This is a genomic window from Vibrio penaeicida (assembly GCF_002933855.1).
In the GTDB taxonomy this organism is placed as follows: domain Bacteria; phylum Pseudomonadota; class Gammaproteobacteria; order Enterobacterales; family Vibrionaceae; genus Vibrio; species Vibrio penaeicida_A.
On sequence record NZ_BFAQ01000023.1, the window covers coordinates 114,141 to 130,938 of the forward strand.

The following is a 16,798-nucleotide window of genomic DNA, read 5'->3' on the forward strand; positions in this document are numbered from 1 at the left end:
AACGAAGCAGTCACTCTTTCATCAGAAAGTGTTTTCCTGTGTTTGTACCCAAGTAGCCGCCCCTGCGTTACTTGGGTATTGTTCTATGGCTTGAGCGCTGTTCCATTTCCATTATTTACACTGTAAACCCTAATCACGTTAGTGCGAGAGTTTCAGGCTCACTAATCGTTTAAGCGTTAGTATTCTGCGCTTTGCGATGGTCTTTGATGATACACTTGGGATTGCCATCACTGCTGAATTTTTCACATCTATACCTAACACTACAAGACACATATCTCTAAGGGTTCTGAGAGCTTATTTATTATTCATACTCGTGTACCAGCCAATTTTGCATATTCGGCAAGATATGAGTGTTTCCGACAAACTGACCATGACCAAGCTTTTACCTAATGGATGGATAGATTTCACGCAAGTTGTGATCAAAAACAGCGGATAGAGTTTACATTGTAAATTAGCGTTAATGTCCTGTATTTAAAACAATAGTATGATGCGTTAGTGACGTATCCCGAGTTCAGGTTTATAGGGAAATACAATGGACAAAAAAGCAGTTTTAACTCAATACAATCAGTTTGAGCGAATCAACATTAATCTTACGGGGTATCAGAGGCACCAAACAATGGGAGTGGTTCGTTTGGTGTCAGATAGCCCTGATGGCAGTCTCATTTCGTATTTTGATTTAAATGATGCCAATGTGAATGCAGCCATTGATAATGAAGTGGATTATTTTAACGCGCTTCAACGCAACTTTGAATGGAAAGTCTACGATTTTGATTCCCCGAGCGACATGGGAAAAAGATTAGAGAAGAAAGGATTTGTGGCAGACGACCCTGAGTCTTTTATGGTATTGGATCTCGACACCATAGAGGCTCACCTTCCTATATCCGGTCGAGTTGTCGAAGTCAGTGATGATGAAGGCATTCGAGATGCAATTACTGTCCAGGAAGCCGTTTGGAAAACCGATCTCAGTGGGCATTTCGATTACCTCAGTAACTTCAAGCGTACGCAACCCGATCAAATCACTATTTATGTGGTGTACGACAACAATGAACCTGTAAGCTCCGGTTGGATAACCTATAACGGTGAAAGTCCATTCGCGGGGATATGGGGTGGCAGTACATTGAAAGCACACCGTGGAAAAGGCTGTTATACCGCACTTTTACACCAACGGATCAACGACGCTAAACTTCGTGGGGTACGTTACCTCACTATTGATGCTTCAGATATGAGCCAACCCATTGCCGAAAAGCACGGTTTTGAGCAACTTGCAGTGACCACCCCTTATAACTACGACGTTGCTCATCCCCATGAATAACGTCGATATCGTGAATATTTCCGTAAAAGATCAAGCGCATCAGGAATTACAGTATTCGTGCTTTCAAGCGCTTAGAAACGTATACAAACCACGTCAGATAACGTACCAATCTCAGAAAAATCGAATCGGGAATCGTCAGGCTTTTGGTGGATATGTTCAGGGAACGCTTGCGGGAAGCTTAGAAGCCCAATTCGATGGACACACCGTCAGTATTCAATCTGTCGCGGTTGATCATCAGTACCGAAAGCAAGGTCTTGCCGGAAAGATGATCAAGGGTGTCGTTGGGTCTTATGCTTCTGCCAAAAGAGCTTCGCTCTGGTGCGTCGAGCAAACGGGCAATGTATCCGTATTTGAGAAAATAGGCTTCAAAGTCGCGCAACGTATTGAATCTGATATCTTAATCCTTACCGATGGTAGCCCTGCCATTGAAGTGCAAATGACAATCGATGTAAAACGAAAGGAATAACTCAATGCTTATCGGACAAGTATCTCAATCCACAGGCTTAACCACCAAAGCGATTCGACTTTATGAAGAAAAGGGACTTATTCAGCCTCCCGCCCGTCGAGGTCGTTATCGAGTCTACTCTGAAGAAGACCTTGATGTGCTTCAATTGATTGTCGAAGCAAAGTCACTTGGCGTGACATTAGCGCAACTGAAAGGCGTGATTACTTATAGAGATGGTGAAGTGGATTGGCAAAAAGTGCATCAATTTTTGTTAGAAGTAAAAAAAAACCTACAAGTTGAACTTGATAGGGTGCTGAAAAATATAGAAAAAATAGATAATTGCATCGAATCTATGGATTCTTGTCCAAAAAGTCGTTGACTCTGACCCTAAGGGCAAAGATGTAATGCTTGTCTGCTTAGTCAAATGGAAATCAGACAATGAAAAAAATACTGTTACTTAATGCCAACCCGAAGTCATCCAGTTTTGCTAAACTGCTGGCCGATTCTTATGAAGTTGAAGCGAGAGAGAAAGCAGAAGTTCGTCGAATGAACCTGTCAGAGATGGAGTTTAATCTCAGCTTGGACACCGGTTACGATAGTGATCAGCCACTAGAACCAAGTTTGGACGCCTTCCAGCAAGCGATCACTTGGGCGGATCATATCGTGGTTATTTCCCCTATATGGTGGGGAGGCATTCCGGCCAAGTTTAAGGGGTTGTTAGATAGAGCCATCCTACCTGGTTTTGCGTTCAAGTATGAAAAGGGCAGTGCTGAACCGGTCCAACTTCTAACAGGAAAGACGGTTCGACTCATGCTCACAATGGATGCACCGGAGGAGTATTTGGAATATCAAGCGAAACCCGTTTTGGATCAACTCGATCTATTCACATTCCAATTCAGCGGAATGTCACCGGCAAAAGTCAACTTGTTTGGATCGATTATTGGTTCTGATGAAGCTCAAAGACAGCAATGGCTAACAGAAGTCGCTGAGTTAGGGGCTTCTGAATCAGTGAAATGATTAACCAACAAGAAAAACGAGTGGCAGTGAGACTGAGTCTGCTGCTCGTTTCTGCATTATTAAAGGTACCCAATGACACCTACTCAACACACTTTCTTAAATCAATATCTTGATACTTTGCCTAAAAGCGAAAGAGACGCTATTCCCCAAATTACTGCTGAGTATTTTTGTGCCGACGAATACAACGCCAATGAATGCGCTCGCTTAATCAATGAAGGTACTAAAACCGCTTCATGTAGCTTGAAACAAGGCTACGATATTGAAGGTGAATCTTTGCCCGTTGTTGGGCGATTGACCTTAGTCTTGAACTGGAAAGAAGAACCCGTTTGCATTGTGAAGCTAACAGACGTTTCTCTTTGTCCGTTTGAGGAGGTAACCGAAGAGTTTGCAAAAGCCGAAGGCGAAGGAGACGGCACCTATGAGTGGTGGCATACCGCGCATGTGAACTTTTTTACTCAATATGCCAAGGAAGTGGGTGCCGAGTTCAATGATTCGTCGGAATTAGTGTTGGAAAGGTTCGAAAAAGTGTTTCCTTTGTAACTTTCATTTCTAAAGCAACCTGTTAGCCAAGTTCGGGGTATTTAATTGGCCAAACCAATCAATAACCCGTTTTCTTCCCAAAGTTTTACGCTCACCCCGTCTACTTCAGCTTGGTATTGTTCAATATTTGAAGTTATGCCGTCGGGCTTTTGTGCTTGATATAGCGTATGAATCTGCTTGGTTTCTCTGTTTTTGACGCTTATCTGTGCGGCAATTTTTCCTTCAATACTGCAATATCGCGCCCCCAGTAATTGCCAATCCTTTGCTGGAAGTTGCTGTGAGGCAATAAGGGAAAAATCCAGCCGATTGAGATATTGGGCGATATCTTCCAGCGAGTGACTGGCTATTTCCATTTGCATTTGGCTGTTATGGTTATATGCAATCTCAGCCGAGATGTCGAAGTATCGGTTTTTCAAAGGAAACAGCAGTGCGGCAGATAAAACGAATACGAGTAGAGTTGCCACCACGGCGTACGGAAATACTGTACTATTGCGTTTGTTTACTCGTGATTGAAGCGTGAGGAGTTGCTCGCTAGACAGGCTTTTTTCACTGTAAAATTCAGAGAGACCTTCTTTTAAAGTACGTGCATTTTTCTGCTTATCCATTCTTACGCCTCCCATTCCACCAGATGTTCAAATTGCTTAACCAGCCTTTTTCTTAACCGACTCAATCTTGCGAGCAATGTGCTTTTAGGCGTCTCTGTCATGTCGGCGATCTCTTGAATACTCATGCCTTCTATTGTCCATAAATACAAAAGCTCTCGCTCTTGGGGGCTGACTTGGTCCAGAATCATGGCGACGTTTTGTTTATCAATATGCAGTTCTTCTAGCGTTTTAAGGCAATGACTCTCTTCTTCCAATGACGATTCTATCTCGACAATGTCTTTCACGAGCTCAAATCGCTTTCGCCGGTATTGATCAATAAAAGCGTGTCGAATCACCTTCATCATATACGGTTTGGAATGAGCGTGATCGCTATTATTTGATAAGGATTTTTCGCAGCTGTGCTGAACAAGATCGAAAGCTTGTGTTTCGTCGTGGCAAAGCGAAAAAGCATAGCAAAAAAGCTGATTCAACAACGCTTCATCGAAGTTGGGTTTTGCTGGACGTTTAAATAATCGAATCATTTCATTGAGTGGCTCACCAAATACTCTCACGGTTGATGAGCCTATTCCCTTATACAGATGATGATTTTAAACAGATGGTGACTTTAAAAGCTTGCCATACCCCAATGCGCGTTTTATTCGGCGAATAAGATCGGGTGCTGCAAATCGTTCTCCACCGCCAAGCTTCACAAGTACAAGACCCGCTGCCGCCAGCGCAAATTCCCGCTTGAAGCCATTTAAATTGGCAATGACACCCTTATCGACACTGACTTTTGTTGCCATAAACCAAAGCATGACCGCCACGACGGCGATGGCGGCAACTTTGAGTGCTCTCCCCTGACCGAGAACAAGCACCACGCCGAGGAGAGCCAAAATCAGTTGAGGCGTTGCGAAGGTTGGGATTTTTGCGTATGCACCAAAAAAGCCACCCACAATGAAGGTTAAGCCAAGGGAAAATCGCAGTAAAAGACCGATAGTATTCCAGTCCACGCTCTGAATAGACTCAGAACCGTACCCCCTACGTAGATCGATACTTTTAGCCCCTGCACCTAGGTTAAATAAAACAAACATCATTCCCGACAGGGTAATGTCGCGGATCTGAACGAACAAAGCGGGGGAGGTGTACGTTTTTACACCTACGGATGCACCCGGCACCGTATCGACAGGAAGAGAGAAAACAAACGTCCAAAGCAATAGCCCATAAAACAGAGCCAAAGGTCGAACCATAAAACCAACAATAAGTGCTACCCCTGAAAAGAGTTCAAAAGCAGAAAGGGAGGTGAGGAAAAACCACGGTGTCAAAATGCCGTTACTGAACAAATAATCTTGGAAGAGTTCGTTGATGTAGCCGGTAGTGCCCATGTAATTCGCCACCATGCCGGCTTGCTTGGTAGTTGAAAGCAATAAACTGAGCTTAGATAGTCCCCCAATGACAAAGACCAACCCCAGACCTATGCGAAGAAACAGCGCTGCCTGCGCAAAATGCGAGTGTTTTTGTTCCATTTTGATTCTCTTCTTAGTGAGTAAAAGTATGTACTTCACTCTATAAACGAATCAGATTGGATTTTGATTGCATAGAATGGAAAAAAAGAGAAGATATACCCAAGTGACCTCAAGATGCTTGGTTCAGCGAGAATTAATTGGCTTTAAGGCAAGGCACCGGCTTGAAGATCTAGCAAGTCTAAATCAAGAGTCGGCAACGAAGCATGAAAGCCAATTAAACTCGCCCTTGGGAGCATATATTCTGTACCACTTCATCGTCAAAGAACTTGGAAAGGACTAGTCATTACGCTGCGTTCCTGATTTTGAAGTAGAAAGGCTTGAATTGGACCAGAATATGCTGCTCTGAATCCTGCATCTTGAGGTCACTTGGGTATAGCTACCTCTCTCCCATTCTTCTCTTGATCACAGGGGCTTCTATGAAATCGGACATGTACACCAAACACGCAAAAGAGTACGCAAAAGCAGTTGAAGACAATATTTACAATGCGAATTTCGAACGTCCTTCTACATTGGCATTAGTTGGAGATGTGAGTGGGAAAGCGATATTGGATTTAGGTTGTGGATCGGGTGAATACGCAAGCCATTTTCTTGCAGAAGGTGCTGCTAGCGTCACCTGCGTGGATGTGTCTCAAGATATGATTGATATTGTTCTGTCAAAGTTTAAAAGCAAAGTATGCGCTTACTCACAAGATCTCTCTGTCGGTTTGCCTAACGAAGAAAACGATAGTGCAGACGTCGTTGTGTGCCCGCTGGTGGTTCATTACCTAAAAGATTTGGGCGCGTTTTTCAAAGAAGTTGCACGTGTTTTAAAGCCCGGTGGTGTTCTTGTTTTTTCTACCCATCACCCCATGGTGGATTTCAAATCATCGCCTTCTGGTGACTACTTTCGATGTGAACTGATTGAAGAGGAATGGAATACACTCAGCCAACCAGTGGAAGTCTCTTTCTATCGTCGCTCACTCACCGACACGTTTAACGCCATTACTCAAAGTGGCTTAGTCGTCACACAATTTTCAGAAGGGGAGGTGACTGAAAAAGTAAAAGCGCTATCAGAAGAGAGATACCAAAGGCTGAAAACTCGCCCACAATTTATGTTTATGAAGTGTCAACGTAGGTAGCTTGAAGGTTAGCTTTACTCGTCTTATACGACGGGTTGGACATTGTTAAAAATGTTTTTACATAAATCACATATTGATTTTTTCACCTATTTCTTATTAAAAGTTAATCGCAATCTATTTGTTTGTAGATTACATTTTGTATTGAAATACTTCCAAGAATAACGTTTTGGAATGTATAAGAAAATTGGCTCTGATTTATGATACTCATTTAAATTTCATGCCAAAGGAATATGAGGGAAAAGATGACTAGCTTCTCTACATATGCAAAAAATAAAATGCTAGACCTATACAACAATCATACTCATGAAGTTGGGTCTCAGTTGAAGAAAAACAATCCCCAAAAATACGAAAGTTTAGAAGCAACAGACTGTATTACCTATGTGCTTAAGGTTTTGTCCCACTCATATAAGAAAATTGGTAATGTGCAGCTTTCTAAAGAGATATGGCTTATGGGGCGAGAAAATATGCAAAGTAACTTCAGAGGAACGATCTTAGCTAAGAAGTTAGTAAGCAACTATGGTTGGTCAAGTATTTTTGCTACTCCAGACTCAATTCACCCTGAAGATGGTGATGAGGAGCATACTTACGCGACAGTTATGGCAAAGCGACGCTGTGTTTATAGCCCTGATCAGGTACCAGTCAAATATCTTGTGGCTGATTACTCTCCCACTACGGAATCTCATCCAGAATTTCAGAAATTGTATCCCAACCTTCCTGCTAGAAAGTTAAAAACCTTGGATTATAAAGAGCTAAAGAAAATACCTTTTGCGTTTGGTTTATCTAGAGGGGGAACCCATTGTTGGTTATTTTCAGAAGGTTATGTTTATGAAGTTCATTGGGATAAAGTGGGTAAAGGGCTTTATAGTAAGGTGCCTTTAAAACAATTTGATTGGTTATCTAGCCTGATTGTTGTTCCAGCCGATACTGAAAATAAATATAAGTTAAAAACTCTCAATTGTTGGGGGAGATAATGGCAATAAAAATAGGTAGAACTTTTTTTCTCATAATCATGTTCGCATTTTCTTTTAGCATAAATGCGAATTCTTCTATTACTGTCATGGATTATAACGACTTCGGTCCACCTTCACTAAGTGGAAAATTGTTGGGTGTTGAATGGTTTCAATGGCAATCTCATGGAGACTCTAAGCCGAGGAATTATCCTGTTAAAGTTGTTGTATATGAGGGGTACGAATTAGAAAAGGTCGAAAGTCTATATCCCGTTAATTCAGCAAAAGAACAGGACTTTAGATATGTAACTTTTGACTCAGCAGTCGACTTTATTGATTCCTCTCTAATCGACTTGAAAGCGCTTCAAGATGAAGGCGCACCTGTAGCGAATATTGTTAGTAAACTTGAGAAAACCAAAGATACGCTCTCTCAGCGTAGATAGAATAGGAATGTATTTTCCTGAAAATTCGCTTCCTATTTTGTATTCATACCGGCTTCACTTTTAGCGGTGACAGCCGGTTTCACCTCTTCATACCATTTCTCATCTTTGATTCCATCAATGCCACACCTGTTGCATTTAACTCCTCCATGCAACGCTACATAGTTTTCTAGTTCTTCTAAAACTCTAATTATTAAATAGTTGTTCGATCTTTCTATCAGGAGCACTTTTTTACTCTTGAGGTATAAATAAACAGAAAGGAAACTTTATGTCTCTGAAAGGAAAAACAGTGCTCGTGACAGGTGCGGGTAGAGGGATTGGCAAAGGCATAGCAACGGAATTTGCCAAGCTCGGGTGCAATTTAGTGATCGCCGATATCAATGTTGATAACGCGCAAACCACAGCAAAAGAGCTGGCTGGTTATGACGTTGAGACACTGGCTCTGCAAAGTGATATTTCAAAATGGTAGGATGTGCAAAGCATGGTATCGAAAGCTGTTGAACGCTTTGGAACACTGGATATAGCGGTAAACAATGCTGGAGTTATCAGCATAAAGTCTGTTGAAGAATTAACCGAAGAAGACTGGGACTTTGTGAACAACGTGAATGCCAAAGGGGTGTTCTTGTGTTGCAAAGCTGAAATTACCGCTATGAAAAAAGCGGGAAGCGGACGGATCATTAATGTTGCTTCCATTGCAGGAAAAGAAGGCTTCCCAGATTTGGCTCACTACTGCGCATCGAAATTTGCGGTGGTCGGGTTTACCAATTCGCTGGCAAAAGAAGTACAACGCACAGGAATTACAGTTAATGCGATTTGTCCGGGCATTGTGCCCACGTCAATGTGGTACGGACCGGACGGGCTAGCTGAGCGCTGGAAGCTGGAAGGTGAAACCATGGAAGAGTCTTGGGCGCGGCATCAGGATATTTGGATCCCTCAAGGGGTTGGTCAAACACCGGAGGATATGGGGAAACTTGCTGTGTATTTTGCTCAGGCAGAGCAAGTGATGGGTCAGGCAGTGAATGTGGACGGTGGATTTACCTTTCATTGATCCCCCGATTTTGCTTATCAGGTTCGGTCTAGTAGAGATTGTAGAGAAGAGAACATTTAGGTGTGGCAACAACGAGTACATGCCCTGACAATCAGGTGCAGGTTTGAATACGTTCGCGAATGTCTTGCAGCGTATGACGTTTAAGTACCTGCCCGTCTTTGAATACCACTTGAAGCGCGTTTTCACGCCCGTTTAACTCGTCTTCACGGACCGTTTCCCAATCCGATGCTTCGAGAACAGCTAGGCGACCTTTTCGAGAGGCTTTGTTCGGATCGGTGGCGGGATCTTTGAATACATCGTGCCACTTCCCATCAATGCAAATGGCAGACGCTTTCATAGCAAACTTCATGGTATCTCGATTTACCTTCTGCAGTAACTCCGCCCCCATACCAAATGCTAGGTTATCGGCACTTATCTCTTTGGATTTTAGTTCAGACAGAATATGTTCGATGGTGGTTTGAGAGATCCCATCACCCTGAATAACTCGAACGCAATTTGGCAACATACGGAAGCCTTTTGTGTTTCTGTATTCACCAAATTTCACCATTAAGCGCTCGATGGTTTGCGCCACAATCTCGACTGGATTACCTGAATCAGGTCGGACAACCAAGGTTCCACCGCTATTTTCTACCTTGGCTTTTAGCTCGTCTCCCCAAAGATTATCGATCGCATGGAATAAATCATAGCTGTCACTTACTACCGCAACTAAGCTTCCGGGTTTCGCGAATTGATCCAGCATGTTTTGGTAGGCCAGTTTTTCATTTTTCTGCCCCCACGCCGTTATGGTGCTGTGTTCGGCTGCGGGGATGGAGTACCCGGCAATGTCTTCGTTGTAGTAGCGTTTGGCATACACCAATGCAGAAACAGTGTCTGTACCCATAAAGTTCAATAGATGGGCTAACCCACCAATAGACGCGGCTTCGTTACTTGCAGCGCCACGAGCACCAAAATCGTGAAGTTTGAAGGGTAAGCCTTCAAGGTTGTCGGCGGTTTCTTCTAGATAACGTTTAATACACGATTTAATAGCGAAAGATTTACTGGCAACAGTGGTTGGGTACCAAACCGCTCTCAATAACGATGTTTCAAGATAGCTGGTTAACCACGCGCATTTTGGGTCCGTATTTTGAATTTGCACCAAAGGCGTTCGGGCAGGGACGACGCTCCCCTCGGGTAGCGCTTGGATTTCAATCGGTAAGTAGCCCTTGTGTACCTCTAAAATGTATTGCCAGCCTTCTTCATTGAAGGGTTCACCGTGCGCCGTCAATACCGCTTTCGCTTCATCAATATCTTCTTGAGAAATGGGGTGTGACAGATATTGCTCCAGAAACATTTGTAAACCGAAATAAACACCTTGCGGGTATACGCCGCCTCGGGACTCAATGTAGCTTGAGACGAACTCTGTTTTTGGTGGATATTGGAGGTAATGGGAGGCTTTGTACGAGTCGGTATTCAAAATGATGTTCATGAAACGATAACCTGTCTTGCCTAGGTCAACAGACCCAAAGGGCTGAGAAACAAAAATGAAATAAATGAATGAGTTCGATTATGTGTATGTCAGTGATGAATCGCAAGTCATGGTGAAGCGACTTCTGATCAGTGCCCATATTATTACATTCTCACAATGCTCTCTGGCAACAGATGCGTTCTTTCCACTGAGTTGCATTCCATAGCCTCAGAGCTGTAAGAGCTATAAGAGTTGTAAGGGTTATATTCCATTGATAACCAACTCGGGTTTGACCTTCACCACATGATTACCTGTATCGCCACGCTCCCACATTTCGAAGGCTAAATGGATCATCTCTTTTACGTTCTGCCTTACCATAAATGCGTTATAGGGAACGTAGGCAAGAAAGGGATGGTAATCGAAACAGCCAATCACGGAGCGGCGGAGTGGGTGGCGTTGGTTTTCTTGCATGAATTGAATTATCCCTTCAAAAGCGGTGATTGAATTAACGAACACGCCTGCAGGGGCGGGGTGAGAAGGGGCAAATATGCGCTTCGCGGTTTCATGTACTTCCTTGGGTTGGTAGCCTTCAGCGTAGATACTGCAAAGATCATTAGGAAGATCCGAGGTTGCTTGTTTAAACCCTCTGATTCGCTCTTTAGTGGCGTAATCGTCCAAATTACCGCCAATGAAAACAAGGCTTTGTGCTGAATCAATTTTGATTCGATCTCGAATGGCGACCACTAAATCGGTCGCGCCAGAGAAGTTGTCGGTCACAATCGAAGGCGCTTTTGTTCCAGGTAAATCGAGGTTGATGTGCGGTACACCAGCTTGCGTGCACAAGTCGCTGATGGCATCTGGATCGGTAGCGCCCGCAATAAATAAGGCATCGACTGAAAAGGAAATCAACGTTTCTGCAGTTTGCAGTTCATCGGACGACTCACGTTCTGTCGCAATAACGATAGGGCATAAGCCTCGGCGTTTAGCGCTGTGATCGAACTCCTGTGCTAATGAGGCGAAAAATCGGCTATCGTGCTGAGGAATTAACAGGCCAATCATGCCAGACTTAGCCGCTCTTAACCCGCGAGCTTGCATGTTAATGTAATAGCCTTTTTCTCTGGCGAATTGTTGGATATGCATGGCTTTCTTTTCTGAGATCCGCCTTGCTTTCCATGTCCCATTGAGTGCAGAGCTAACGGTTGACGCTGAAATCTCCAGTTCTTTGGCAATGTCATAAATGGTGGTTTTCTTTTCCGACTTGCTCATCGCGCTTCCTTTCTTGTTTGTCAAAGTCCTATTTGAAAAACGTTTAAAAAATAACCATATATTTTTTAATAAGTTACCAAATCGATACTTTATTTTTTATTGTCGTATCAATAGTGAGGCAACCACTTTCTCAAAGTATACATTACTATTTGCACTATCGATTGTGCTAAATATGAGTCATTAGGCAAAAGATGTGCAACAAGCTCACTCGTTTGCCTTCAATATTCGTTTTTCTTTTTTGCACAATCGATGGTGCTTTTAAGGTTGAAAGCATCTTACTTTGCAGAGCCAATTGTCATTATTCGATTTGCTCTACGTTGTTCAGCCGCGCTCTGAATGGAGCGTGTGAAGAAGAAGGATTTTAACGCTATGAAACGTTTGCTGAAACTGATCTCAATAGGTTCTCTCGCATTATTGGCTTCGTTGCCTGTTTTTTCTGGCGACAAACCGACCATGGGAGTGGTAGTGAAAATTGGGGGAATCCCTTGGTTTAACGCCATGGAAGAAGGTATTAAGAAACAGGGAGAAGCGCTTGGAGTTGATGCGTTTATGATAGGGCCAACCAGTGCCGACCCTGCACTTCAGGTTCGTGCAATTGAAGATTTGATTGCCCAAGGGGTCGATGCGATTGGCGTGGTTCCTAATGATGCAGAAGTGCTAGAGCCCGTGTTAGCAAAAGCGCGTCAGCAAGGAATCAAAGTGATCACCCACGAATCACCTGCGCAAAAAAATGTGGATTGGAATTTTGAATTAGCTTCTGTAAAGGGCTTCGGTGATGCCTACGGGAAGTTGCTGGCTGAAAAACTGGGGGGCAAAGGGCAATACGCTGTTTTTGTCGGTTCTCTAACGGTTCCACTCCATAACGCTTGGGCTGACGCGGCGATTGAATACATCAAAGCAAATCACCCAGACATGACCTTAACAGGCGATCGATATGGTGTGGCTGAAAGTGTGGATGATAGCCGCACAACGGCTTTGGACTTGATGTCGGCAAACCCCGGTTTGAAAGGTTTCCTCGCGTTTGGAAGCCAAGGCCCTATTGGCGCAGCCCGCGCAGTACAAGAGCGCAGAAAAACGGGTGAAGTACTGGTACTTGGTCCCTTCTCACCGGGTCAAGGGCGCAAGCTTGTTCACAACGGTGTGCTAACCGGTGGCTTTATGTGGAACCCAATGGAAGCGGGCAAGGTGTTTGTCACTATGGCCGACAAACTCATAAAAGGAGAGGTCATTCAATCGGGCACGAATATTCCGGGTCTTGGTGTGGTTAACCCTGAGCCGGGCTCAACCAATCTAATTGTCGATCAACTGGTGGAGCTCAATAAAAACACGGTGGACGATCTTGCTGCTATGGGGCTGTAACTCAGTGTCAGTAAAACAATTGCGGGTCAGCCAATCTGACCCGCTTTAGTAAACCAGTGACAGGAGTTATTGGGTGGATAGTTCAAGTGCAAATCAGAGCCAAAAGTCGATTCTGAAGTTTCGGCATGTTTCGATTCGATTCGGTGGTGTTCAGGCTCTGGATGATGTCGAGTTTGAGGTAGGAGCCGGTGAGGTGCATTGCCTTGCGGGCGAAAATGGGTGCGGAAAAAGCACCATCATTAAAGTGATTACCGGTGTCTATCAGCCTGCGCAAGGTGCGGATATGGAACTGGCGGACCAAAAGGTTAATAAGGTGACACCGCATTTAGCACGCTCGTTAGGTGTGGCCGTTATTTGGCAAGATCTGGCGTTATTTCCTGAGCTGACCGTGGCGGAGAACATTGCGATGGAAAGCAGCCTAGGCATGACGCCGCGCTGGGTGAATCACACCAACATGTCCGATATGGCAACGCGGGCTCTGAAAAAACTTGGTGTGGATATGGATCTGAATCGAACGGTGAAATCCTTACCCATTGCCGAGAGGCAAATTGTGGCGATTGCTCGTGCTCTGGTCTCTGATGCGAAAGTAGTGTTTATGGACGAGCCTACCGCATCGCTTACTCAAGCAGAGACAGACTATTTGTTAGATGTCGTCCGTAAGCTCTCCGATAGCGGTGTCGCCGTAGTGTTTGTGAGCCACCGCTTGGTCGAAGTTCTGGAAATCTCAAGCCGAGTTACTGTGCTGCGTGATGGACGGCTTGTTGGGGTGTACAACACAGAAGACATGACACAGTCTCGTCTGACAGAGCTGATGACGGGGAAGCTCTTGAACTCCGAAGTGGCGGCAACCGATACTCAAGATTTCCCCACTGTGCTTCAAACCCACAATTTGACGCGTCACAATGAGTTTTACGATGTTTCTTTAACCGTCAAAGAAGGCGAGGTGGTTGGACTCATTGGTCTAATCGGTGCAGGAAGAACAGAGTTTGGGAAAACCCTTTTTGGTATGTCTTCTCCCCAGTCTGGATCCATTCATATGCATGGGAAAGTCGCGCGCTTTCAATCGAACCGAGATGCGATTGACTCCGGCATTGCGTATCTTTCTGAAGACCGTCTTTCACTTGGCTTGATTCAAGAGCAATCCATCGCAGACAACATCGCATTGCCTGTTTTAGACCGCTTACTCTCCGGTTCAAAACTCATTTCCTCCGACAAGAAAAACGCATTGGTCACGCATTGGATTGAAGAGCTAGCGGTAAAAATTGGCTTGCAAGACGATGCCATCGCCACTTTGTCTGGCGGAAATCAGCAGCGTATTGCCATTGCAAAATGGTTAGCAACCCAGCCCAAGTTACTCATTTTAGATTCTCCGACAGTTGGGGTGGATGTCGGCGCACGTGCGGGCATTTTTGAAATTGTGAGGAACCTAGCCAAACAAGGACTAGGAATATTACTCATCTCCGATGAAATTCAAGAAGTGTATTTCAATGCGGATCGCGTCCTTCATATGGCGGATGGTCACATTGTGGGCGAGTACGATCCGCGCCAGTTAGCGCTTAAATCGTTGGAAGAGGTCGTGTATGTCTGATTCAAATCAATCATTGCCACTGCCGTGGTGGAAAGCGTTGTATCGACACCAAGCGACAGAAGTTTGGCTTGGTGCCGTGTTGTTGCTGGCGTGCGTTGGCTTATCGCTGTCTACCGAGCAATTTTTTACCTTAACTAACCTTTTTGATTTGCTGAATGCCAGCTCCATCAACTTGATATTTGCTGTCGGGTTGCTGGTGGTTCTGATTGCAGGAGGCATTGATATTTCCTTTGCTGTGGGGGCGTCGGTTGTTCAATACATCGTGGCCACCACTATTATTGATTTAGGAGGCGGCAGTTGGGCGTTAGGCGTTGGTTTGTCGGCAGTTGTTGGCATTGTACTCGGCGCGATCAACGCCGCGCTTATCCATCATTTTAGGATCATTTCTATCGTGGTCACCATTGCTACATTTAATGCCTTTTTTGGCTTATTGATGTTCTTTACTCGTGGGGTTTCTATTTACAACCTGCCGGATTGGTGGACGGATAGGGTGATCATTTTTGAACACGAGATGGCAAACGGCTCTTGGGCAGAGTTGACGCTACCCGTCGTCGTGATGGCAGGGTGTGTGGTCGCGACATGGGTGCTCATTCGCCATACCAATATCGGAAGGCAGCTCTACGCGTTTGGTAATAACCCCGAAGGGGCTCGGCGAATTGGGATCAATATTGGTGCCATGCAGTACATTGCATTTGGTTGGATGGGAATGATGGCGGGCATCGCAGGGCTTATGCAGGTCAACTATGCGCAAGAGGTTGTTCCTAATGCGATGTATGGCCGTGAGCTGGATGTGCTGGCGGCAGTCGTACTCGGTGGTGCAAGACTTGGTGGCGGCCGGGGAACCGTTCTTGGTTGTATTTTGGGCGTGATGCTGGTGGCGGTAACGCAAAACGGTCTGAACCTGTTAGGGGTATCGCCCTATGCCTTCAAGATGGTCGTTGGCGTGGTGATATTGGTCGCCATATCCGTTTCAAATATGGATTGGTCTACCGTGTCTTTGCCTTCGAGATGGTTTAGTAGAGCGACAGCAAAAGGAGAGGCACATGAGTGACCAATCTGTTCGTCATTCGGATAGTCAATCTTCGCCCAAGCAATCTGCGTCCAAGCAATCTGCGTCCAAGCAATCTGCGCCTAAGCGATCTGCGTCCAAGCAATCTTACGCGAAACAAGGCAATTCCGTTTGGCGTCACATTGTTAAAACAGTGGGTATCGAGAACATTGGCTTAAGTCTGTTGTTGGCGGTGGTATTTATCGGTTTCAGTTTGGCGTCGCCGCGTTTTTTGTCGGTGGCTAATTTTGAATCCATGGCATTTCAGTTACCAGAGCTCGGTATTTTAACACTAGCCATGCTACTGCCCATTTTGACGGGCGGTTTGAACCTTGCCATTACCTTCAGTGCCAATTTTTGTGGGCTCACGCTTGCGTGGATTCTGACGCAGTTTGGTGGTACGGATGCGTCAGTTGCCGCGTTCATTGGAGGGTGTTTAGTTGCGCTATTGGTTGGGGCACTGTCTGGTTACATGATGGGCGCAGTGATCGCGTACACCAATGCACACCCCATTTTAGTTTCACTCGCCATGATGATTTTTTTGCGTGGATTAGGCGAGTTTCTTACCCGCGGGAAAGACATCTCGGGATTCCCAGATTTTATTCAACCTTTAGGGCATGGCAGCGTCTTGGGGATACCCATTCCTCTCTTGATCATGCTTTCGGTGTTTTTGATTTGTTACGTCTTTCTCGCCAAAAGTCGGCTTGGTCTCATCACCTATCTAATGGGCTCAAATATCGAAGCGGTGCGTTATTCCGGCATTCACACCAAACGAGCGCTTACTCTCGTTTATACCTTGTCTGGCGTGCTTTGCGCCGTGGCCGGCATTGTTATGATGCTGCGCTTTAACTCGGTGCGTGTTGGGCATGGCGAGTCTTACTTGTTGATCACCGTGTTGGCGTGTTTTCTCGGCGGCGTCGACCCGTTTGGTGGATTCGGCAGGGTGGTGTCTGTTCTTCTGGCGTTAGTGATATTGCAAGCGCTCTCCTCGGGTTTGAATTTAATTGGGATTAATCAACATTTTGCTACCGCGGCGTGGGGGCTCTTTTTGATTGCCGTCATGGTTATCCGATGGGGCTGGATACGGTTCTACAGAAAGAAAGTTTAATAGGAGAAACA

At 45.0% G+C, this 16,798-nt stretch carries 18 protein-coding genes and 1 pseudogene; 14 read left to right on the forward strand and 5 right to left on the reverse strand.

Going from position 1 to position 16,798, the window contains the following annotated elements:
* Nucleotides 1-532: 532 nt before the first annotated feature.
* The 5 genes from VPNCDNU1_RS13875 (at nt 533) to VPNCDNU1_RS13895 (ending at nt 3,314) form a co-directional block, all read left to right on the forward strand.
* The gene (locus VPNCDNU1_RS13875) at nt 533-1,312 is read left to right on the forward strand and encodes a GNAT family N-acetyltransferase (RefSeq protein WP_104400865.1); all 780 of its coding nucleotides are present in this window, start codon (nt 533-535) and stop codon (nt 1,310-1,312) included.
* On the forward strand, nt 1,305-1,778 hold the full coding sequence (locus VPNCDNU1_RS13880; protein WP_104400866.1) for a GNAT family N-acetyltransferase: 474 nt from the start codon (nt 1,305-1,307) through the stop codon (nt 1,776-1,778). The genes VPNCDNU1_RS13875 and VPNCDNU1_RS13880 overlap by 8 nt, the downstream gene beginning before the upstream one ends.
* 4 nt (nt 1,779-1,782) lie before the next feature.
* On the forward strand, nt 1,783-2,136 hold the full coding sequence (locus VPNCDNU1_RS13885) for a MerR family transcriptional regulator (protein ID WP_104400867.1): 354 nt from the start codon (nt 1,783-1,785) through the stop codon (nt 2,134-2,136).
* A 59-nt stretch (nt 2,137-2,195) separates the two neighbouring features.
* Nucleotides 2,196-2,774, forward strand: a complete 579-nt coding sequence (locus VPNCDNU1_RS13890) for an NAD(P)H-dependent oxidoreductase (RefSeq protein ID WP_104400868.1) — start codon at nt 2,196-2,198, stop codon at nt 2,772-2,774.
* Nucleotides 2,775-2,846: 72 nt separating this feature from the next.
* Nucleotides 2,847-3,314 (forward strand): ASCH domain-containing protein, encoded by a 468-nt coding sequence (locus tag VPNCDNU1_RS13895; protein ID WP_104400869.1) that lies wholly within the window; start codon nt 2,847-2,849, stop codon nt 3,312-3,314.
* Nucleotides 3,315-3,355: 41 nt separating this feature from the next.
* Here the strand turns inward: VPNCDNU1_RS13895 and VPNCDNU1_RS13900 are convergent, their stop codons facing one another.
* From VPNCDNU1_RS13900 to VPNCDNU1_RS13910, 3 genes are read right to left on the reverse strand one after another with little or no spacing between them, the layout of a single operon-like run.
* Nucleotides 3,356-3,919 carry a hypothetical protein gene (locus VPNCDNU1_RS13900; protein WP_104400870.1) on the reverse strand — a complete coding sequence of 188 codons (564 nt, stop codon included), beginning with the start codon at nt 3,917-3,919 and terminating at the stop codon, nt 3,356-3,358.
* 2 nt (nt 3,920-3,921) lie between these two features.
* Nucleotides 3,922-4,470 (reverse strand): RNA polymerase sigma factor, encoded by a 549-nt coding sequence (locus tag VPNCDNU1_RS13905; protein WP_237324134.1) that lies wholly within the window; start codon nt 4,468-4,470, stop codon nt 3,922-3,924.
* A 36-nt stretch (nt 4,471-4,506) separates the two neighbouring features.
* A complete protein-coding gene (locus tag VPNCDNU1_RS13910; RefSeq protein ID WP_104400871.1) occupies nt 4,507-5,421 on the reverse strand; it encodes a DoxX family protein in 915 nt (304 codons plus the stop codon).
* Between the two features lie 416 nt (nt 5,422-5,837).
* Between VPNCDNU1_RS13910 and VPNCDNU1_RS13915 the strand changes: the two genes are divergently transcribed.
* The 4 genes and pseudogenes from VPNCDNU1_RS13915 to VPNCDNU1_RS13935 all read left to right on the forward strand — a co-directional run bounded on the left by VPNCDNU1_RS13915 (nt 5,838) and on the right by VPNCDNU1_RS13935 (nt 8,974).
* A complete protein-coding gene (locus VPNCDNU1_RS13915) occupies nt 5,838-6,539 on the forward strand; it encodes a class I SAM-dependent methyltransferase (protein ID WP_104400872.1) in 702 nt (233 codons plus the stop codon).
* 242 nt (nt 6,540-6,781) lie between these two features.
* The gene (locus VPNCDNU1_RS13920; RefSeq protein WP_104400873.1) at nt 6,782-7,510 is read left to right on the forward strand and encodes a hypothetical protein; all 729 of its coding nucleotides are present in this window, start codon (nt 6,782-6,784) and stop codon (nt 7,508-7,510) included.
* The gene (locus VPNCDNU1_RS13925) at nt 7,510-7,929 is read left to right on the forward strand and encodes a hypothetical protein (protein ID WP_104400874.1); all 420 of its coding nucleotides are present in this window, start codon (nt 7,510-7,512) and stop codon (nt 7,927-7,929) included. The genes VPNCDNU1_RS13920 and VPNCDNU1_RS13925 overlap by 1 nt, the downstream gene beginning before the upstream one ends.
* A 241-nt stretch (nt 7,930-8,170) precedes the next feature.
* Nucleotides 8,171-8,974, forward strand: a pseudogene (locus VPNCDNU1_RS13935) (SDR family NAD(P)-dependent oxidoreductase).
* Between the two features lie 91 nt (nt 8,975-9,065).
* Here VPNCDNU1_RS13935 and VPNCDNU1_RS13940 read toward each other — a convergent pair.
* Nucleotides 9,066-10,439 (reverse strand): nicotinate phosphoribosyltransferase, encoded by a 1,374-nt coding sequence (locus VPNCDNU1_RS13940; RefSeq protein WP_104400876.1) that lies wholly within the window; start codon nt 10,437-10,439, stop codon nt 9,066-9,068.
* Between the two features lie 64 nt (nt 10,440-10,503).
* On the opposite strand from VPNCDNU1_RS13940, the gene VPNCDNU1_RS28830 reads away from it, so the two are divergent.
* On the forward strand, nt 10,504-10,644 hold the full coding sequence (locus VPNCDNU1_RS28830; protein ID WP_167404795.1) for a hypothetical protein: 141 nt from the start codon (nt 10,504-10,506) through the stop codon (nt 10,642-10,644).
* A 35-nt stretch (nt 10,645-10,679) separates the two neighbouring features.
* On the opposite strand, the gene VPNCDNU1_RS13945 is transcribed toward VPNCDNU1_RS28830, so the two are convergent.
* Complete coding sequence (locus tag VPNCDNU1_RS13945; protein ID WP_104400877.1) at nt 10,680-11,684, reverse strand: LacI family DNA-binding transcriptional regulator; 1,005 nt, start codon at nt 11,682-11,684, stop codon at nt 10,680-10,682.
* Nucleotides 11,685-12,053: 369 nt separating this feature from the next.
* On the opposite strand from VPNCDNU1_RS13945, the gene VPNCDNU1_RS13950 reads away from it, so the two are divergent.
* The 4 genes from VPNCDNU1_RS13950 (at nt 12,054) to VPNCDNU1_RS13965 (ending at nt 16,787) form a co-directional block, all read left to right on the forward strand.
* The gene (locus tag VPNCDNU1_RS13950) at nt 12,054-13,043 is read left to right on the forward strand and encodes a substrate-binding domain-containing protein (RefSeq protein WP_104400878.1); all 990 of its coding nucleotides are present in this window, start codon (nt 12,054-12,056) and stop codon (nt 13,041-13,043) included.
* A gap of 73 nt (nt 13,044-13,116) precedes the next feature.
* The gene (locus tag VPNCDNU1_RS13955; protein WP_104400879.1) at nt 13,117-14,631 is read left to right on the forward strand and encodes a sugar ABC transporter ATP-binding protein; all 1,515 of its coding nucleotides are present in this window, start codon (nt 13,117-13,119) and stop codon (nt 14,629-14,631) included.
* A complete protein-coding gene (locus VPNCDNU1_RS13960; RefSeq protein ID WP_104400880.1) occupies nt 14,624-15,682 on the forward strand; it encodes an ABC transporter permease in 1,059 nt (352 codons plus the stop codon). Before VPNCDNU1_RS13955 ends, VPNCDNU1_RS13960 begins: the two co-directional genes overlap by 8 nt.
* Nucleotides 15,675-16,787 carry an ABC transporter permease gene (locus VPNCDNU1_RS13965; RefSeq protein WP_237324135.1) on the forward strand — a complete coding sequence of 371 codons (1,113 nt, stop codon included), beginning with the start codon at nt 15,675-15,677 and terminating at the stop codon, nt 16,785-16,787. The genes VPNCDNU1_RS13960 and VPNCDNU1_RS13965 overlap by 8 nt, the downstream gene beginning before the upstream one ends.
* Nucleotides 16,788-16,798 lie beyond the last annotated feature (11 nt).

Bases quoted from the DNA above. Each gene is read 5' to 3' on its own strand.
- VPNCDNU1_RS13875 (WP_104400865.1), top strand. From the start codon at position 533: ATGGACAAAAAAGCAGTTTTAACTCAATACAATCAGTTTGAGCGAATC.
- VPNCDNU1_RS13880 (WP_104400866.1), top strand. From the start codon at position 1,305: ATGAATAACGTCGATATCGTGAATATTTCCGTAAAAGATCAAGCGCAT.
- VPNCDNU1_RS13885 (WP_104400867.1), top strand. From the start codon at position 1,783: ATGCTTATCGGACAAGTATCTCAATCCACAGGCTTAACCACCAAAGCG.
- VPNCDNU1_RS13890 (WP_104400868.1), top strand. From the start codon at position 2,196: ATGAAAAAAATACTGTTACTTAATGCCAACCCGAAGTCATCCAGTTTT.
- VPNCDNU1_RS13895 (WP_104400869.1), top strand. From the start codon at position 2,847: ATGACACCTACTCAACACACTTTCTTAAATCAATATCTTGATACTTTG.
- VPNCDNU1_RS13900 (WP_104400870.1), bottom strand. From the start codon at position 3,919: ATGGATAAGCAGAAAAATGCACGTACTTTAAAAGAAGGTCTCTCTGAA.
- VPNCDNU1_RS13910 (WP_104400871.1), bottom strand. From the start codon at position 5,421: ATGGAACAAAAACACTCGCATTTTGCGCAGGCAGCGCTGTTTCTTCGC.
- VPNCDNU1_RS13915 (WP_104400872.1), top strand. From the start codon at position 5,838: ATGAAATCGGACATGTACACCAAACACGCAAAAGAGTACGCAAAAGCA.
- VPNCDNU1_RS13920 (WP_104400873.1), top strand. From the start codon at position 6,782: ATGACTAGCTTCTCTACATATGCAAAAAATAAAATGCTAGACCTATAC.
- VPNCDNU1_RS13925 (WP_104400874.1), top strand. From the start codon at position 7,510: ATGGCAATAAAAATAGGTAGAACTTTTTTTCTCATAATCATGTTCGCA.
- VPNCDNU1_RS13940 (WP_104400876.1), bottom strand. From the start codon at position 10,439: ATGAACATCATTTTGAATACCGACTCGTACAAAGCCTCCCATTACCTC.
- VPNCDNU1_RS28830 (WP_167404795.1), top strand. From the start codon at position 10,504: ATGAATGAGTTCGATTATGTGTATGTCAGTGATGAATCGCAAGTCATG.
- VPNCDNU1_RS13945 (WP_104400877.1), bottom strand. From the start codon at position 11,684: ATGAGCAAGTCGGAAAAGAAAACCACCATTTATGACATTGCCAAAGAA.
- VPNCDNU1_RS13950 (WP_104400878.1), top strand. From the start codon at position 12,054: ATGAAACGTTTGCTGAAACTGATCTCAATAGGTTCTCTCGCATTATTG.
- VPNCDNU1_RS13960 (WP_104400880.1), top strand. From the start codon at position 14,624: ATGTCTGATTCAAATCAATCATTGCCACTGCCGTGGTGGAAAGCGTTG.
- VPNCDNU1_RS13965 (WP_237324135.1), top strand. From the start codon at position 15,675: ATGAGTGACCAATCTGTTCGTCATTCGGATAGTCAATCTTCGCCCAAG.